Here is a 14,491-nt window from a genome sequence, read left to right on the forward strand (position 1 = left end):
GCAAAGTTCAACAGACCCTAGCCCTTGAACAAAAACCCAGTTATTTTACTGGGTTTTTTGATGTTAATTAACTGTCATCATTGAACTATTTCTATTAAACTTATAATTTACAATACTATATTTTCATGTTTATGGACTTAGCAACTTTATTCAGTATTGCTCCTCTGCGTTGGCCTGACATTGGCGCTGCGATTTTAGCTGGCTCAATTGTTGGATTAGAGCGCCAGCTGCGCGCAAAGCCTGTTGGTATAAGAACCTCGTCATTAATTGTATTAGGCACATACGCGTTTATTATACTCTCAATTGAAGTGACTAATGCCGTCGCAGACCCATCAAGAATTATCGGCCAAGTTGTTACCGGCATTGGATTTTTGGGTGCAGGCGTAATGCTATCTAAAGAAGGGGTCGTGGTTGGTGTTACTTCGGCCGCAACTATTTGGATGCTCGCCGCAATAGGTGTCTCTATTGGTGTTGCAGGTCCTTTGGTTGCTATCAAATTGGCTGTAATTGTAGTGATAATTTTATATGGGGTCGATATTTTAGAGTCAAGTTTTACCAGCCTCACACGAGGCGTTCATGGCAAATATACTGGATGGAAACAAAGAGTTAAAAAAGATGTCAACAAATAACACTCAGCGACTGCAAGATGCAAACCTAACCCCCGGTTTTGTTGCCAAACGAAGTGATGTGAGAGTCTCCGCTTTACATTTTTATGAGCAAAAAGGGCTAATCCGTAGTTGGCGCAATAGTGGTAATCAACGTCGCTATAAACCGGATGTACTCAGACGCATTGCTGTCATAAAAGCGGCACAAAAGATGGGAGTAACTCTTGAAGAAATTAAACAAACACTGAGCACTTTGCCACAGAGTCGCACCCCTACAAAAGAAGACTGGGCCAAACTATCTCGTGCATGGCAGCAGCAACTGGATATTAAAATTGCTTACATGCAAAAAATAAGAAACCAAGTTGATGGTTGTATAGGCTGTGGGTGCCTCTCTATGAAAAGCTGCCCTATGTATAACCCTGATGATGTACTGGGCAAATCAGGCAGTGGCGCTCAGCTACTTGGCAAAGATTGGTAGCACTGTATAAACAAATACAATTACCAATATTCATCTACGAGTCAGGCAACGTGCGTATACTCCCCGCTCTTTTGTGTGTCTATTATTATTATATCTACTAACAAGCGAAGTAAATATCAACTATGAATACGCTGCTAGCATTTTTTAAAAGCCGCAATTGGATGTTGTGGGCCTTGATTTTAGGTATTGCAACGGGCCTTATTTTTGGTGAACGAGTGGCATTTTTACAACCAATTGGCACTGGTTTTGTCAAACTTATGCAAATCACCATATTTCCATACATCGTCGTGAGCTTAATTGTGGGATTAGGAAAGTTTAATCCTGATCAAGTGCGCAGTATTTTACTCAAGGCAGCAACCGTTATGATCTGTTTATGGGTCGTTGGGTTATTCGCCATTTGGTGTTTTACTTTTACCTTACCACAGCACGATGCTGGGACGTTTTTCTCACCAACCTTAATTGCCCAGAACAATGATATTAACTTTGCTCAGCAATATATTCCTGCAAACCCCTTTGCATCATTAGCTGAGGGTAATGTGCCAGCAATTGTCATTTTTTGTATCTCATTAGGCATGGCACTTATTGCTAACAAACGCAAAAATACCGTGTTAGAGTTTCTTGAAGTTATAGGTCAAGGTTTGACTGTTATATCAAAAAAAGTAATTGCTATCTTTCCTATTGGTATTTTTGCAATGACCGCCAGTACTGCTGGCACACTCAGTGTAGAACAATTGAATAACCTACAAGTATATTGGGTGCTGGTTTTATGTTTAGGCCTATATCTGATGTTGGTTTTATTGCCTATGCTGGTGGCTGCATTGACGCCCATAAAATACCGTGCGCTTATTATGGTAATGCGTAATGCTTGGATAACCGCATTTAGTACAGGTAATGTGTTTATTGTTTTACCAATCATAACAGAAGGTATCAAAGAGCACCTACGCAGCATAAAACAAAACAATGAACAAGCCGACCACATTGCTGAAGTATTAGTGCCTATCGCATATACATTCCCAAGTTTAGGTAAGCTCACAACCTTGATTTTTGTTATGTTTGCAGGATGGCTAACCGGTAACCCTGTGGGCCTATCTGACATTCCCAACGTCACGCTTTCCGCCATGCTCAGCTATTTTGCTAATGTACATTTAGCAATACCATTTATGCTAGATAGCTTGAAGATTCCTGCCGATAGCTACCAATTGTATTTATCAATGTCTGTTTTAACCGCTAAAGTGGTCTCACCCACAACGGTGGTTTATATCTTTGCATTTGTACTATTAAGTATTTTTTATTGTCGTGAGCAATTACACCTTAAACGCCTTCGTTCAGTGTATTATCTAACCTTACTTAGTGCATTGCTACCCGCTTTTATGCTAACCAGCTTTACCCTAAACAGCTATTTAGCCAAAAATACGCAAGCAGCCGATGAAGTTATTGCCAATATGGTAATTGCCGAAAAAGTGCCTAATCATGTTTTAAGCTATGTGCCAAAAGCTTATCAAAGTGGTGAACTATCTTTGACCAATATTGACGTTATTAAAAAACGTGACCTTTTGCGCATCGGTTACCTTGTTGATAACGTGCCTTTTAGTTACTTTAATCAAAATAATGAATTGGTTGGATTTGATGTTAGCTTAGCCCATCGCCTTGCTGCTGATCTCAATGTAAAGGTAGAGTTTATTCCTTTTAAAAAGCATCAATTAAGCGAGTACCTAAATAAAGGCTATTTTGATGTTGCGATGTCTGGATTAGAAATCAATGTATCTGACTTAACTAAAGTGCGCTTTAGCGACCAAGTATTGCTGCTTCAATTAGCTTTACTTGCACAAGATCACCAACTAGATAAGTTTACAACGCTAAACGACATAGAAAAGCAAAAGCTGACGATTGCACATGTTGAATATGCTCCTTTATTGACCAAAATTGCCAACAACAAGCCCAACATAATCTTCAAGCAACTTGCTAACCTGAAGGCTTATTTTGGTGAACCTGAAAAATATGATGCTTTGGTTATTAGTGCTGAAGCAGGGTTTGCTTGGAGTATGTTCTATCCGCAGTTTGGTGTTGTGGTCCCCCAAGGTGGTGTAAGTAAGTATCCCACAGGCTTTGCGGTTGCAAAACGCAACTACGACTTACTTAATTATTTAAATGCGTGGTTAGATATCCAACATGCGAATGGGCAAATTGATGCAAATTATCGTTATTGGATCTTAGGCCAAGGAAGCCAAAAAGCAATTAAACGCTGGTCTGTTATTGATGAATATGCGCCAGAATTATTTAAACACTAACAAATAGCTAATAAAAACTAAAACCACCGTTTGTAAGGCGCTTAAAACACATAGCTTAGCGTTAAAGCGCCTTTTTTGATTCTTGTGGCGAAGCCATTTCTGCGTCACAAACATACTCATGTTAGCGCCCAACCATGAAACGCATAACAACGTTGTCTCGCTCACTCTACGTGCGCAGGCAATGGCTCTGTGCTTGTCTAGGTAAAACAACCAAACAAAAATCGCATTCATAGCAAAGAAGTAACCAATACTCACCATGACAATCGCCATAAATACGGCAGCAAAGTAACAAGCAAGCCACATGATGAGCAACGTAATTAACAACCAATTACACCGAGATAGCGTATAGCTCAAAGCTAAAAAAATAACATTAACAGATACAGCCAAAACCGACCTAAAACACAATAAATATTAAGCTCATTTTATCGCAAAATGCATAGTACTCTTATAAAAATATCTATGCATAGCCACTCTTACAATTTTAGCGGGTTAGTTTAAGTATCATTTAACAGGTAGTGTTAAGCGAAAAACACACGTTCAACCAAAATTTAAACCAAATAAACACGGTACTCCTGTGATCAAAGGCAGGTGGTAAGTCTCACCAAGGAATACCTGTTCACATACGATATAAAATACCTTCCAAAGCCATTCTATGGTCGAACTTTTTATAAACTCGACCACGATTAATTATCAATTCTTTGAGCATTGTTCAGCTCTTATCTATTGACATTGTTCTTGCCATAGTAGCACTTGGGGATATTGTTTTTTGGTAAAACCAATTATACCTTGTTGCTATGCAAATACTTTTCAAACAAAGATCATCAGCCCAAGGGGGCTTGATCTTATTTATCTACTCAAAATACAGCTTCAACCTTCCCACCAAATCCGTCATCAACTTGTCTATTAAGCCAAATGCAAGTTTTTATGCGATAAAACAAGTTAATTTAAAATGATATAACGCATCATTACTGCCATTCATACACTAAATTAAATTATCAAAAATGCCGCGCACTTTTATCAACAAGGTTTACCTGTCTTTACGTACCACTGCCATAAAGCCTGCCTACTTTTTCAAGCGATAAAGGCAGTGAACGAAAATCAAGCTAATAAAAGTATATCCACGTTATTATCTGGTTTACCACACTAGCCGCAAATAAAATAAGTGAGAGCTTGGTAGGCTAATTTAAAAGCCTACCAATAAAGATTAAGCTCACTAAAGCTGTGGTTGCACGTCTAACCCATAGCCAAACATAACTGCCAAAACTAATACAACACTTGCTGCAAGCATTAACTTGGCCATAAGCGGTAAACAGAATTTAAACCAATGAGTATAAGGTACGCCTGCCATGCCAATTATTCCCATTAAAACAGCATTTGTAGGCACTATCATATTAGAAAATCCATCACCAAACTGATAAGCCAATACAGCAACTTGACGAGGTACACCAACTAAGTCACCAACGGGTACCATTAGTGGCATAGTTACATACGCCTGACCGGAGCCCGATGGAATAAACATATTCAACAACGTTTGGATAAATAGCATGCCAACAGCCGATACTTCAGCAGTAACATAAGACAAAGGCGTAGACAATCCATTAACGATAGTATGCAAGATTTGACCATCTTCTAAAATCAAAGCAATGCCTCGTGCTACCCCAATCAAAATAGCGGTTGTCACTAAATCGGACACCCCCTCAATAAATTTATTCGCTGCATCATCTGCTGAAAGCTTGCCTATGATTGAAATGACTATGCCCCATGCGACAAACAGCCCACCTAACTCATACAAATACCAATGCAACGTAGCAATTCCCCAAACCGCAATTACGAGCGTAACGATGAATGATAGCAAGACTGTTTGATGCCGTTTATTAAGCGCAGGGTAGTTTTGCTGTGCCTGGCCATTAAGCGGGCAAGGGCAGTCTTTTAACATAGATAATTCAGGGTTGGCCTGCACTCGTTTAGTGTAACTCCATACATGATGGAAACCGATGAGTACGAAAGGTAAAAATATTGCCAACCTTAACCAAATACCAGAATAAACTGGAATATCAGCAATTTGTTGTGCAATCAATACCGTAAATGGATTAAAGGCAGAAACACCATAGCCTATACCATAACCGGCGATAATCATGCCCACTGCAGTCATGGCATCTAACTTCATCGCTTTACAAAGTGCCACCAAAATCAACACAAATGGTATGTACTCTCCCGCGGTACCGATAGCACTAGATGCCAATGCAAAGCAAAAAACGACCATAAATATAAGTTTTTGAGGCTTATCACCATGCTTTTCTAATAGCCGGCCAATAAGCGCATCAACCGTGCCTGTTGCACGTGCAATAGATAAAACACCACCTACAATCAAAACAAAAAATATTACATCTTGTGCCGCAGCAAAGGCTCTAGGTATTGCTTTGAGTAAATCCCAAGGAGTCAGCAGCACCCTATCCTCAGTTAACTGATAAGTACCAGCAAGTACCATTTGCCGTCCAGAATCGGTGGTTGCTGTATCAAAAAAACCCTGCGGGGTGATCCATGTGGCAACCAGCGCAACAACCATCATACCTAACAGTAACACTAAGGTATGAGGCACTTTCATATTTTGTCCCATTGAGGCACTACCTTAAAAAATTATAAGTTATTTGTCTCCACATATTACCTATATAGGGCTCAAACTTCATCACTTTTACGACCAAAACCAACTATCACAATCAAACGCCTAAAGCTTATTGTCGGTCACAATGAAAACTAATTAACCTCAATTCTGGATAAGCGAATTAGCTATTTTCTCACTCTCGCGTTGCTTTCATTTGTAATAGTCCACTATTACTGCATAAAAGCGCCTTAATATTGAACAAAATATCATCATTAGATGATACGTAATGTTTATTCACAACAATATTTTCTATTCCAAAACTCTTATCCAAATCTGAGGTTGATTAATAAGCAGTATTTTCAATCATATAAATGTCATAAATTTATGTATTACACCACCGAAAGCATCCACAGACCTTACTTATACACTAAAAATTAAAAAATTCGTAATATATTGATTTAAATCAATATAAATAAAAAACACCAATTGACAGCGTTGTCACCAATAACTATGATCGCCTTGCTTAGCAGTAAGGGCCCACTGCTTAACCTAGAAACATCGAATGACACAAAAGGAATAACTTGTATGAAAAAGTTCAGCATAATATTTGCTCTTGCAACAATCACAGCGTCAGCTAGCAGTTTTGCTTTACCTAATCAGGCTTTTGATACTGATGGCTTTGAACGTGTTACACAGTACTCTCATGGACCTATCGCGACCTCTATAATTACTAGCGAATTTGCGCATAAACTTAACGTTTACCTTCACCCTCGTAATGTAGGTGACTTTTGTAGCTATGGTAACATTTATGCGCAGACTACTGGCGAACACATTGTGCATACTGATATCTCAAGAGTGCCAGCACAAGTAGTGATCCAGCAAGCAACAGCTGAAATTCCAGAACAATACTTAATACAAAACAAGCAATTACGTGTATCTTGTACCACAGCTCAAGGTGAAGACTATGATGTATTGGTTAATATTCCAGGTGCACCAATTATAGAATGGGAAGTGGACGTTGAGCCTCGCGGTGAATTTGTGCATCGTCCTAATACCTATGGTTATCACAGTGCATACAAAGTTAATAGTCACTTGCGAATTAATAATCAAAGCAACGATGGACGCTGCCAAACACTCTCTAACAGAGGCATTGAGTTAGGCCTTTTCCATAACAAAGGTAGTAAAGGACCATTTTATTCAGACGTATTCTCAACACACAAAACTATAGACAATTCACATGCAGGCCAACCCGTTCTATATCAAATGATTGAATGTGAAAACGCCGCGGGCAAAACCCTAGCAGTTAAAGTGTTTACGCTGACGAACCCTACCAACATTTATATTGTTGAAGAAGACTTAATCATTAAATAAATTAAATTAAACGGATACTGCTTAACCAAACAGTATCCGTTATAAGCACATCAAAGGTGCAAATCATTCAAATAGACCATGTACCTGCACATCACTTTTAGCAGTTAAACTGTTCAACGAGAAGTCATGAAGGTGCGAATACATCAAATGCCAGAGTTAGTCCCCTCAATTTAAGCCCGCATATAAGCTAGCAGCTAATTTATTTTAACTCTTTCTTTTTGACATTTGCAGGGGTCCATATAAGGCCATAGTGCACAAGTCAAAATAGCACTTGATCTAAATCAATTACCTCTATATATTAAAGTTTCAATAATTACTGAAACTTTAGAACTATGAGCTTATCTCCAAAAATAGAAAACTTTGTGCTTCATTGCGGTGAAATGGGTAGTCGTTGGGGTTTTAATAGAACTATTGGCCAAATGGTTGCCTTATTAGTGATCCACGAGCAACCACTTACTGCTAACGAAATTGCTGAATCATTAAAAATTAGTCGTGGTAATGTCAGTATGGGGATCAAAGAGTTACAATCATGGCAACTTGTTAAAGTCACTCATATACCCGGTGATCGTAAAGAATATTACGCACCAAATGGCAGTATTTGGGACTTAGCAAATCGTGTTTTTGAAGAACGAAGAAAACGTGAGGTTGACCCAACACTTACTTTATTACGTGACCAAATTCTTGAGGGAGGGAACTCACCAGAAGAAGAGTATGCAAATAATCAAATCCAAACTATTCACGATTTACTCGAGACCATCACTAAATGGTCCGCAGAGCTACAACGTTTATCTCCTGAACAATTACAAACGCTAATGAAATTAGGCTCATCTGTGAGTAAAGTAATTGATTTAAAAGATAAGTTACTTAAGAAGTCTTAATCGCCGAGGTGCGTCATGCTTGATACCTTGCTGTTGTCGCGAATTCAATTTGCCACCAACATTAGTTTTCACATTCTATTTCCGACCATAACCATTGCTTTGGCGTGGTTCTTAGTTTTTTTTAAAGTTAAATATGATAGAACACAGCACCCAGTTTGGCTGCGAGCATACCGATTTTGGGTTAAAATATTCGCCCTCACCTTTGCATTAGGCGTTGTCAGTGGTATCACCATGTCGTTTCAGTTCGGAACGAATTGGCCAGGTTTTATGGAAAAAGTCGGCAATATTGCCGGTCCACTTCTTGGTTATGAAGTGCTCACTGCATTTTTTATGGAAGCAACTTTCTTAGGGGTCATGTTATTTGGTATGAAGCGTGTTCCACCTAAAATCCATACACTTGCAACCATTGTAGTCGCCATCGGCACGAGTTTATCGGCATTTTGGATACTGTCGCTGAACTCTTGGATGCAAACACCAACAGGCTTTGAACTAAGAGATGGCGTGGTATTTCCTACAGATTGGTTTGCAGTAATCTTTAACCCCTCTTTCCCCTACCGATTAACACATATGTTATTAGCCAGTGGATTAACAGCTGCCTTTTTAATTGCAGGTGTCAGCAGTTATCGATTGTTAAAAGGAGATGATAAACAAGCCCCACAACTCACTTTAAAAGTGTCTTTAACGGTTGCTGCTTTATTAGCACCTATGCAAATTTTTGTAGGCGACTTACATGGCTTAAACACATTTGAACATCAGCCACAAAAAGTCGCGGCGATGGAAGGCGTTTGGGAAACACAAAAAGGCGCACCTTTATTACTGTTCGCCATTCCTAACGAACAAACTAAATCTAACGATTATGAAATCGCGATCCCCAATATGGCGAGCTTGATTTTAACACATAAAGCAGATGGCGAAATCAAAGGATTAAATGAATTTGAAGGTGCTAGACCACCTGTGAAACCGGTATTTTTTGGATTTAGAATTATGGTTGGCATGGGCTTTTTAATGATTGCAGTGGCCGTTTATTTTCGTTTTACCCTTTGGCGCAAAAAATCACTTGCACCGTGGCAGTTAAAAGTATTAGTTGCCATGAGTTTTTCTGGTTGGATAGCAACCTTAGCAGGGTGGTATGTTACTGAAATTGGTCGCCAACCTTTCTTAGTATCGGGCGTGTTACGTATAGAAGATGCCGTCACCCAAGTGGCCAGTGAGAATGTGCTGATATCATTAATTGCTTATTTAACCATCTATGTATTATTACTCATTGCCTACATCAGAACGCTTTTCTATACAGCTGATAAATCGGTAGAAGTTGAAGAGTATCAAAAGCCGTCAATTGAGGAGAACATTTATGCTTGATGCACACACTTTATCCTTTGTTTACGCCTCATTGATGGCGCTTGCCATTTTGCTTTACGCTATTTTAGATGGCTATGATCTAGGAGTGGGCATTTTATTACCTACTAACAATGAAGAACATGCAGATACGATGATAGCATCTATAGGCCCGTTCTGGGATGCCAATGAAACTTGGCTAGTACTAGCCGTAGGTCTTGCACTCATTGCTTTTCCTTTGGCTCATAGCATGATTTTACAAGCGTTGTATTTGCCAATTACAGTTATGCTAATTGGGTTAATCATCCGAGGTGTGGCATTTGACTTTAGAGCTAAAGCAAAAACTAAACGTAAATCTATGTGGAATAAACTATTTAAGTTAGGCTCGTTCATAAGTGCATTTATGCAAGGTTATATGTTAGGCCTGTATGTTATGTCTTTTGAGCACAGTGCATTAGCAACAACATTCGCTATGCTAAGTGGTATTGGTGTTGTTGCAGCCTATGCACTCATTGGGGCAGCTTGGTTGGTGTTAAAAACCCAAGGACAATTACAACTTTCAGCAATAAGGTGGTGCCAAATAGCGGGCCGCTTGGCATTTTTTGGTGTAATTGGTGTTTCTGCTATCAATCCAGTTATCAACCATAGTGTTTATGAGCGTTGGTTTGAATCGAGTATATTTTTACTCATTTTACCTATTCCCATTATTTGTCTTACATTGTTTGTGTTACTTGACCGCGTTTTAATAAAACTCAAAGAGCAGCCTAATGTGGGTGCTTGGCTACCATTTTTAATTTCGTGTGTCATTTTTATGCTGTGTTTCTTTGGTCTGCTATACAGTTTTTACCCTTATGTTGTACCAGGAAAACTGACAATTTTTGAGGCCTTAGCGGCACCTGAATCACTTAACTTTTTACTATATGGGGTGATTGTGGTGGTGCCAACAATACTAGCATACACCGCGTTTTCGTATCGCGTGTTTTGGGGAAAAGTGCGCCCACTTTCATATTATTGATATTACAGATCAGTCAAACGAATTAGCTACAGTTCATTACACACTTGTCGGCATTTATGCCAAACCAAAAGGCAGCATGTTGGAATGCTGCCTTTTTATTTAATCGAGCTTATCATCAGCTTTAAATCTTTGGATAGCCTATCCTATCAGATAAGTAACCCACACTAGTTGCAAAGTAATAAGAACGATTCCAATGCATTAGCGCTTTATAGTTATCATAAGCCAAGTACATACGACCGTTTATATCGTCAGGCATAACCAACGCCGCAGTAACACTTGCCTTAGGCAAATCACTGCCATCGGCGCGACGAAGACCAAGTGCTTGCCAATCTTGTAAAGAACGCTCGGAGTCTTGCCAGTATGCCAGCCACTGTTTTCGCGTTTTGGTGCCGCGTTTAAGTACATATTTATGATCAAAGTCTTCTGGCAGCTGAATTTGACGGCCCCAGGTTAAGTCATCATTCCACCCAGCTTGCTTTAAGTAATTAGCAATAGATGCAAACGCATCTTCGGTGGTGGTCCAAATATCTTTGCGGCCATCGTTATTGTAATCTACTGCGTAAGCATTAAATGATGTTGGCATAAATTGGGTTTGACCCATTGCACCAGCCCAAGATCCTTTAAAATCATCTAGCGTAATATGCCCGGATTTCAAAATATCAAGTGCGGCCCAAAGCTGTCGCTTATAAAGTGCTTCACGGCGACCATCAAACGCAAGTGTTATCAATGCGCTGATCACCGGATAACCACCTTGAATGCGGCCAAAATTGCTTTCCAGCCCCCACAAAGCAACAATAAAGCGTGCTTGCACACCATACTCTTTAGCTATTTTCTCTAAAATTGTTTTGTGTTCTTTATATAGTTTGCGTGCTTGGTTAATTTTCCACTGCGGTACACGTTTAGGGAGGTACGTTTCTAACGTTTCAACCACCTCGGGTTGATTTTTGTCATTAGTAATTACTTTTTTCTTAAATTTTGCCGTTGCAAAAGCACTGTCTATTAGTGCTTGTTCATATCCTTTGCTTTGAGCTTCAGCTTTTAAATCAGCAACATAATCTTCAAACTTTGCTTGCGTGTTAGCCCAAACAGAACTAGATATGCATAAAGCACTTACTAGTACAGTCAATTTTTTAATCACTAGACGCTCCATTTTGTTGTTTAAATTGATCTAATAAGTTTTCTTCTGGTGGGGGGAGTTGTAAGTAGAATCCATCACTGCTTAATTTATCCTGAACCTGAACAACATCAGCAATACCCAATTTCTTTCGTTTTGATAAATCAAACATCATTACGTATTTCGGGCGGCCAAACATCGCCATTAATGGCTCTGGAATTTTAGAAAAATCATCTCTTTTTTCTACATAAAGGTAGGTATCAGCTTTTTTTGAGCTTTTATATACAGCAGTGAGCATTATAACCCTATAAATTCTTGCTTATGTCTAATGCGCACTATACCATGACACTCATTGTATTTGAAAAGTTTTGCGACTTACAAACGTTTAAAATACGGGGCCAAAACAACAATGATGCCCATGTAAACCTTATTTATCTTTTTGTTGAAAGGCGTAATTTTAGGTTTGCTTTAGTATTAAGTCTGCATTTTATAGAGCGCTTATGTCAGAACAAACATTTGAGTTAAAAGGAAACCTTTTTACCTTGTCTGTGTTGCACTTATTTTCAGTTGACATCATACAACTCAGAAAAGATCTAGATGAAAAGATTTCTCAAGCACCTAAGTTTTTTATCGGTGCTCCGATTGTTATTAACCTAGCAAAATTACAAGACAGCAACGTTGACTTTGCCGTCTTAAAGCAAACACTCGTAGACCTTCAATTAAACCCTGTCGGTGTGTGTAATGGAACTGAATCACAAAATGGCGACGCAAAAAAAGCTAAGCTATCAGTATTAAATTACAGTAAAGATAGCGCAAAGCCTACGCCTTCCTCATCAACGAATGCCGAAGTGGTTGAAGTAGAAAAAGAAGTTTATTTGCCACCACAAATTGTTCAGGCTACAGTCAGGTCTGGTCAACAAATCTATGCCAAGAACAGAGACTTAATTGTATTAGGCGCAGTGAGCCACGGCGCTGAAGTGATTGCCGATGGGAATATTCATATTTATGGTACTTTGAGAGGCCGTGCAATTGCCGGAGCTCAAGGGTACGAAGAGGCTGCTATTTATTGCCAGCGTCTTGAAGCCGAATTGGTTTCTATTAATGGTAGCTACTGGATCAGTGACTCTTTACAAGGGGAGTTATGGGGACAGGCTGCTCAAGTCAAACAAAAAAATGATTCTTTAGAAATAACAGCTTTGGTCAAAGGATAAATCACATGGCAAAAATTATTGTCGTAACTTCAGGTAAAGGCGGTGTAGGCAAAACTACGTCTAGCGCAGCTATTGGTACAGGCCTTGCTCTTAAAGGCTACAAAACAGCCATCATCGATTTTGATATTGGCCTTCGTAACTTAGATTTGATCATGGGTTGTGAACGCCGCGTAGTCTATGATTTTGTAAACGTCATTAATGGTGAAGCAAACTTAAACCAAGCGCTTATCAAAGACAAACGCGTAGATAAACTGTTTATACTCCCTGCTTCACAAACTCGCGACAAAGATGCTTTGACGCGTGACGGTGTAGAGCGGGTATTAAACGAAATGAAAGAAAGCTTTGACTACATTATTTGCGACTCACCAGCAGGTATAGAAGCAGGCGCAATGATGGCATTGTACTTTGCCGATGAGGCAATTGTTGCAACCAATCCAGAAGTATCTTCGGTACGCGACTCAGACAGAATTTTAGGTATCTTACAGAGCAAATCAAAGCGTGCAGAACAAGGTCTTGAGCCAGTAAAAGAGCATTTGTTGTTAACTCGATATAATCCAGAGCGAGTTGCCAACGGCGAAATGCTGTCGGTAGAAGACGTTCAAGATATCTTAGCTATCGACCTACTTGGCGTTATTCCAGAGTCTAAAGCCGTGCTCAATGCATCTAACTCAGGCCAACCTGTTGTGTTAGACAGCGAATCCGACGCAGGCCAAGCATATAACGATGCAATCAATCGTTTGCTCGGTGAGATTGTTGATTTCCGTTTTCTTAATGTAGAGAAAAAGGGGTTACTAAAACGGATTTTTGGAGGTTAATGTGTCGTTACTTGACTATTTCCGCTCAGAGAAAAAAAACAGTGCATCGCTTGCCAAAGAGCGTTTACAAATTATTGTTGCTCATGAGCGTTCAAAGCGTGGTACACCAGATTACTTACCGCAACTTAAGCAAGATATTCTTAATGTGATCCGCAAATATGTGAAAGTTGATTCTGATGCGGTTAATGTGCAATTTGAACAAAATGAAGACGATTTAGCTGTACTAGAGTTAAATGTCACGTTACCTGACGATGACAAAGAGCCTAAATAGCTAAATGAAAAAATCTACCTGTTGATTATACTAAGTAAATTAACAGGTAGATATTTTGTAATTACTTTTTAGGGAATGCAGGCTCAAAGCTCATTAGGGACACTGCTAAATGCAGTTAAGCCCGAATATATGTCAGAGCAGCGCTTTACATTGCACAACTGGTTGATTCAAATTTAAAAATTAAGCAGGTAAATAATATAAGAAAGGCACGAGGCGACTAAAAAGTCACCTCGATTGGTTAGTATGGTTTGACAAAGGCTGAGCGTCCATATATGTCATGTTTATTATACACTCCCAACCTTGGCAACCTGCGATTACTGCACTGATTGTTAGAAACAGGATACCGAATAATGGATGTTGTACTTTGCCTTGCTGGCGTGGGTCATCAATGGAAGAAAAGTGTTCGAACAACGTATTAGCTGACATAATTGGGCTGCTTAATTTAAAAAGCAGTATAAGATCATAAATTTATGTCAAGGTAAAGTTCATGATCTTGCCCTGTGATACA

At 39.3% G+C, this 14,491-nt stretch carries 15 protein-coding genes; 10 read left to right on the forward strand and 5 right to left on the reverse strand.

Annotated features, from left to right (window positions below; all coding sequences use genetic code 11):
- The first annotated feature begins 131 nt into the window (after positions 1 to 131).
- The 3 genes from SANK73390_RS20410 (at position 132) to SANK73390_RS20420 (ending at position 3,371) form a co-directional block, all read left to right on the forward strand.
- Positions 132 to 629 carry an MgtC/SapB family protein gene (locus tag SANK73390_RS20410; protein WP_261591322.1) on the forward strand — a complete coding sequence of 166 codons (498 nt, stop codon included), beginning with the start codon at positions 132 to 134 and terminating at the stop codon, positions 627 to 629.
- Complete coding sequence (gene soxR / locus SANK73390_RS20415) at positions 616 to 1,083, forward strand: redox-sensitive transcriptional activator SoxR (RefSeq protein WP_462768171.1); 468 nt, start codon at positions 616 to 618, stop codon at positions 1,081 to 1,083. The genes SANK73390_RS20410 and soxR overlap by 14 nt, the downstream gene beginning before the upstream one ends.
- A gap of 122 nt (positions 1,084 to 1,205) precedes the next feature.
- Positions 1,206 to 3,371 (forward strand): cation:dicarboxylate symporter family transporter, encoded by a 2,166-nt coding sequence (locus tag SANK73390_RS20420; RefSeq protein ID WP_462768172.1) that lies wholly within the window; start codon positions 1,206 to 1,208, stop codon positions 3,369 to 3,371.
- On the opposite strand, the gene SANK73390_RS20425 is transcribed toward SANK73390_RS20420, so the two are convergent.
- Together SANK73390_RS20425 and SANK73390_RS20430 are read right to left on the reverse strand one after the other, a co-directional pair.
- On the reverse strand, positions 3,357 to 3,758 hold the full coding sequence (locus SANK73390_RS20425; RefSeq protein ID WP_462768173.1) for a DUF1294 domain-containing protein: 402 nt from the start codon (positions 3,756 to 3,758) through the stop codon (positions 3,357 to 3,359). The genes SANK73390_RS20420 and SANK73390_RS20425 overlap by 15 nt on opposite strands.
- A gap of 826 nt (positions 3,759 to 4,584) precedes the next feature.
- Entirely contained in the window at positions 4,585 to 5,988 is a 1,404-nt protein-coding gene (locus tag SANK73390_RS20430; RefSeq protein WP_462768174.1) for a YfcC family protein, read from the reverse strand.
- Between the two features lie 570 nt (positions 5,989 to 6,558).
- Here SANK73390_RS20430 and SANK73390_RS20435 point away from each other — a divergent pair.
- From SANK73390_RS20435 to SANK73390_RS20450, 4 genes are all read left to right on the forward strand, one after another.
- Positions 6,559 to 7,344, forward strand: coding sequence for a hypothetical protein (locus SANK73390_RS20435; protein ID WP_462768175.1), 786 nt, complete (start codon positions 6,559 to 6,561; stop codon positions 7,342 to 7,344).
- Positions 7,345 to 7,676: 332 nt separating this feature from the next.
- On the forward strand, positions 7,677 to 8,222 hold the full coding sequence (locus SANK73390_RS20440) for a GbsR/MarR family transcriptional regulator (RefSeq protein WP_261594868.1): 546 nt from the start codon (positions 7,677 to 7,679) through the stop codon (positions 8,220 to 8,222).
- A gap of 15 nt (positions 8,223 to 8,237) precedes the next feature.
- Positions 8,238 to 9,581, forward strand: a complete 1,344-nt coding sequence (locus SANK73390_RS20445; RefSeq protein WP_462768176.1) for a cytochrome ubiquinol oxidase subunit I — start codon at positions 8,238 to 8,240, stop codon at positions 9,579 to 9,581.
- Positions 9,574 to 10,572: a cytochrome d ubiquinol oxidase subunit II gene (locus SANK73390_RS20450; protein WP_462768177.1), complete on the forward strand. Its 999-nt coding sequence runs from the start codon at positions 9,574 to 9,576 to the stop codon at positions 10,570 to 10,572. The genes SANK73390_RS20445 and SANK73390_RS20450 overlap by 8 nt, the downstream gene beginning before the upstream one ends.
- A gap of 121 nt (positions 10,573 to 10,693) precedes the next feature.
- On the opposite strand, the gene SANK73390_RS20455 is transcribed toward SANK73390_RS20450, so the two are convergent.
- Both SANK73390_RS20455 and SANK73390_RS20460 read right to left on the reverse strand, forming a co-directional pair.
- A complete protein-coding gene (locus SANK73390_RS20455) occupies positions 10,694 to 11,710 on the reverse strand; it encodes a lytic murein transglycosylase (RefSeq protein WP_462768178.1) in 1,017 nt (338 codons plus the stop codon).
- Positions 11,703 to 11,984, reverse strand: a complete 282-nt coding sequence (locus SANK73390_RS20460; RefSeq protein ID WP_462768179.1) for a YcgL domain-containing protein — start codon at positions 11,982 to 11,984, stop codon at positions 11,703 to 11,705. Before SANK73390_RS20460 ends, SANK73390_RS20455 begins: the two co-directional genes overlap by 8 nt.
- Before the next feature lie 202 nt (positions 11,985 to 12,186).
- Here SANK73390_RS20460 and minC point away from each other — a divergent pair, with 202 nt between their 5' ends.
- The 3 genes from minC to minE are packed head-to-tail and all read left to right on the forward strand — an operon-like array spanning position 12,187 to position 13,983.
- Positions 12,187 to 12,897, forward strand: coding sequence for a septum site-determining protein MinC (minC, locus tag SANK73390_RS20465; RefSeq protein WP_462768180.1), 711 nt, complete (start codon positions 12,187 to 12,189; stop codon positions 12,895 to 12,897).
- 5 nt (positions 12,898 to 12,902) lie between these two features.
- Positions 12,903 to 13,712, forward strand: a complete 810-nt coding sequence (gene minD, locus SANK73390_RS20470; protein ID WP_261594861.1) for a septum site-determining protein MinD — start codon at positions 12,903 to 12,905, stop codon at positions 13,710 to 13,712.
- A gap of 1 nt (position 13,713) precedes the next feature.
- Positions 13,714 to 13,983: a cell division topological specificity factor MinE gene (gene minE / locus SANK73390_RS20475; protein ID WP_462768181.1), complete on the forward strand. Its 270-nt coding sequence runs from the start codon at positions 13,714 to 13,716 to the stop codon at positions 13,981 to 13,983.
- Positions 13,984 to 14,208: 225 nt separating this feature from the next.
- Here minE and SANK73390_RS20480 read toward each other — a convergent pair whose 3' ends face one another.
- Positions 14,209 to 14,409: a transposase family protein gene (locus SANK73390_RS20480; RefSeq protein WP_462768182.1), complete on the reverse strand. Its 201-nt coding sequence runs from the start codon at positions 14,407 to 14,409 to the stop codon at positions 14,209 to 14,211.
- Positions 14,410 to 14,491: the final 82 nt, after the last annotated feature.

Source organism: Pseudoalteromonas sp. SANK 73390 (genome assembly GCF_054966645.1).

Bases quoted from the DNA above. Each gene is read 5' to 3' on its own strand.
- SANK73390_RS20410 (WP_261591322.1), top strand. From the start codon at position 132: ATGGACTTAGCAACTTTATTCAGTATTGCTCCTCTGCGTTGGCCTGAC.
- soxR (WP_462768171.1), top strand. From the start codon at position 616: ATGTCAACAAATAACACTCAGCGACTGCAAGATGCAAACCTAACCCCC.
- SANK73390_RS20420 (WP_462768172.1), top strand. From the start codon at position 1,206: ATGAATACGCTGCTAGCATTTTTTAAAAGCCGCAATTGGATGTTGTGG.
- SANK73390_RS20430 (WP_462768174.1), bottom strand. From the start codon at position 5,988: ATGGGACAAAATATGAAAGTGCCTCATACCTTAGTGTTACTGTTAGGT.
- SANK73390_RS20435 (WP_462768175.1), top strand. From the start codon at position 6,559: ATGAAAAAGTTCAGCATAATATTTGCTCTTGCAACAATCACAGCGTCA.
- SANK73390_RS20440 (WP_261594868.1), top strand. From the start codon at position 7,677: ATGAGCTTATCTCCAAAAATAGAAAACTTTGTGCTTCATTGCGGTGAA.
- SANK73390_RS20445 (WP_462768176.1), top strand. From the start codon at position 8,238: ATGCTTGATACCTTGCTGTTGTCGCGAATTCAATTTGCCACCAACATT.
- SANK73390_RS20450 (WP_462768177.1), top strand. From the start codon at position 9,574: ATGCTTGATGCACACACTTTATCCTTTGTTTACGCCTCATTGATGGCG.
- SANK73390_RS20460 (WP_462768179.1), bottom strand. From the start codon at position 11,984: ATGCTCACTGCTGTATATAAAAGCTCAAAAAAAGCTGATACCTACCTT.
- minC (WP_462768180.1), top strand. From the start codon at position 12,187: ATGTCAGAACAAACATTTGAGTTAAAAGGAAACCTTTTTACCTTGTCT.
- minD (WP_261594861.1), top strand. From the start codon at position 12,903: ATGGCAAAAATTATTGTCGTAACTTCAGGTAAAGGCGGTGTAGGCAAA.
- SANK73390_RS20480 (WP_462768182.1), bottom strand. From the start codon at position 14,409: ATGTCAGCTAATACGTTGTTCGAACACTTTTCTTCCATTGATGACCCA.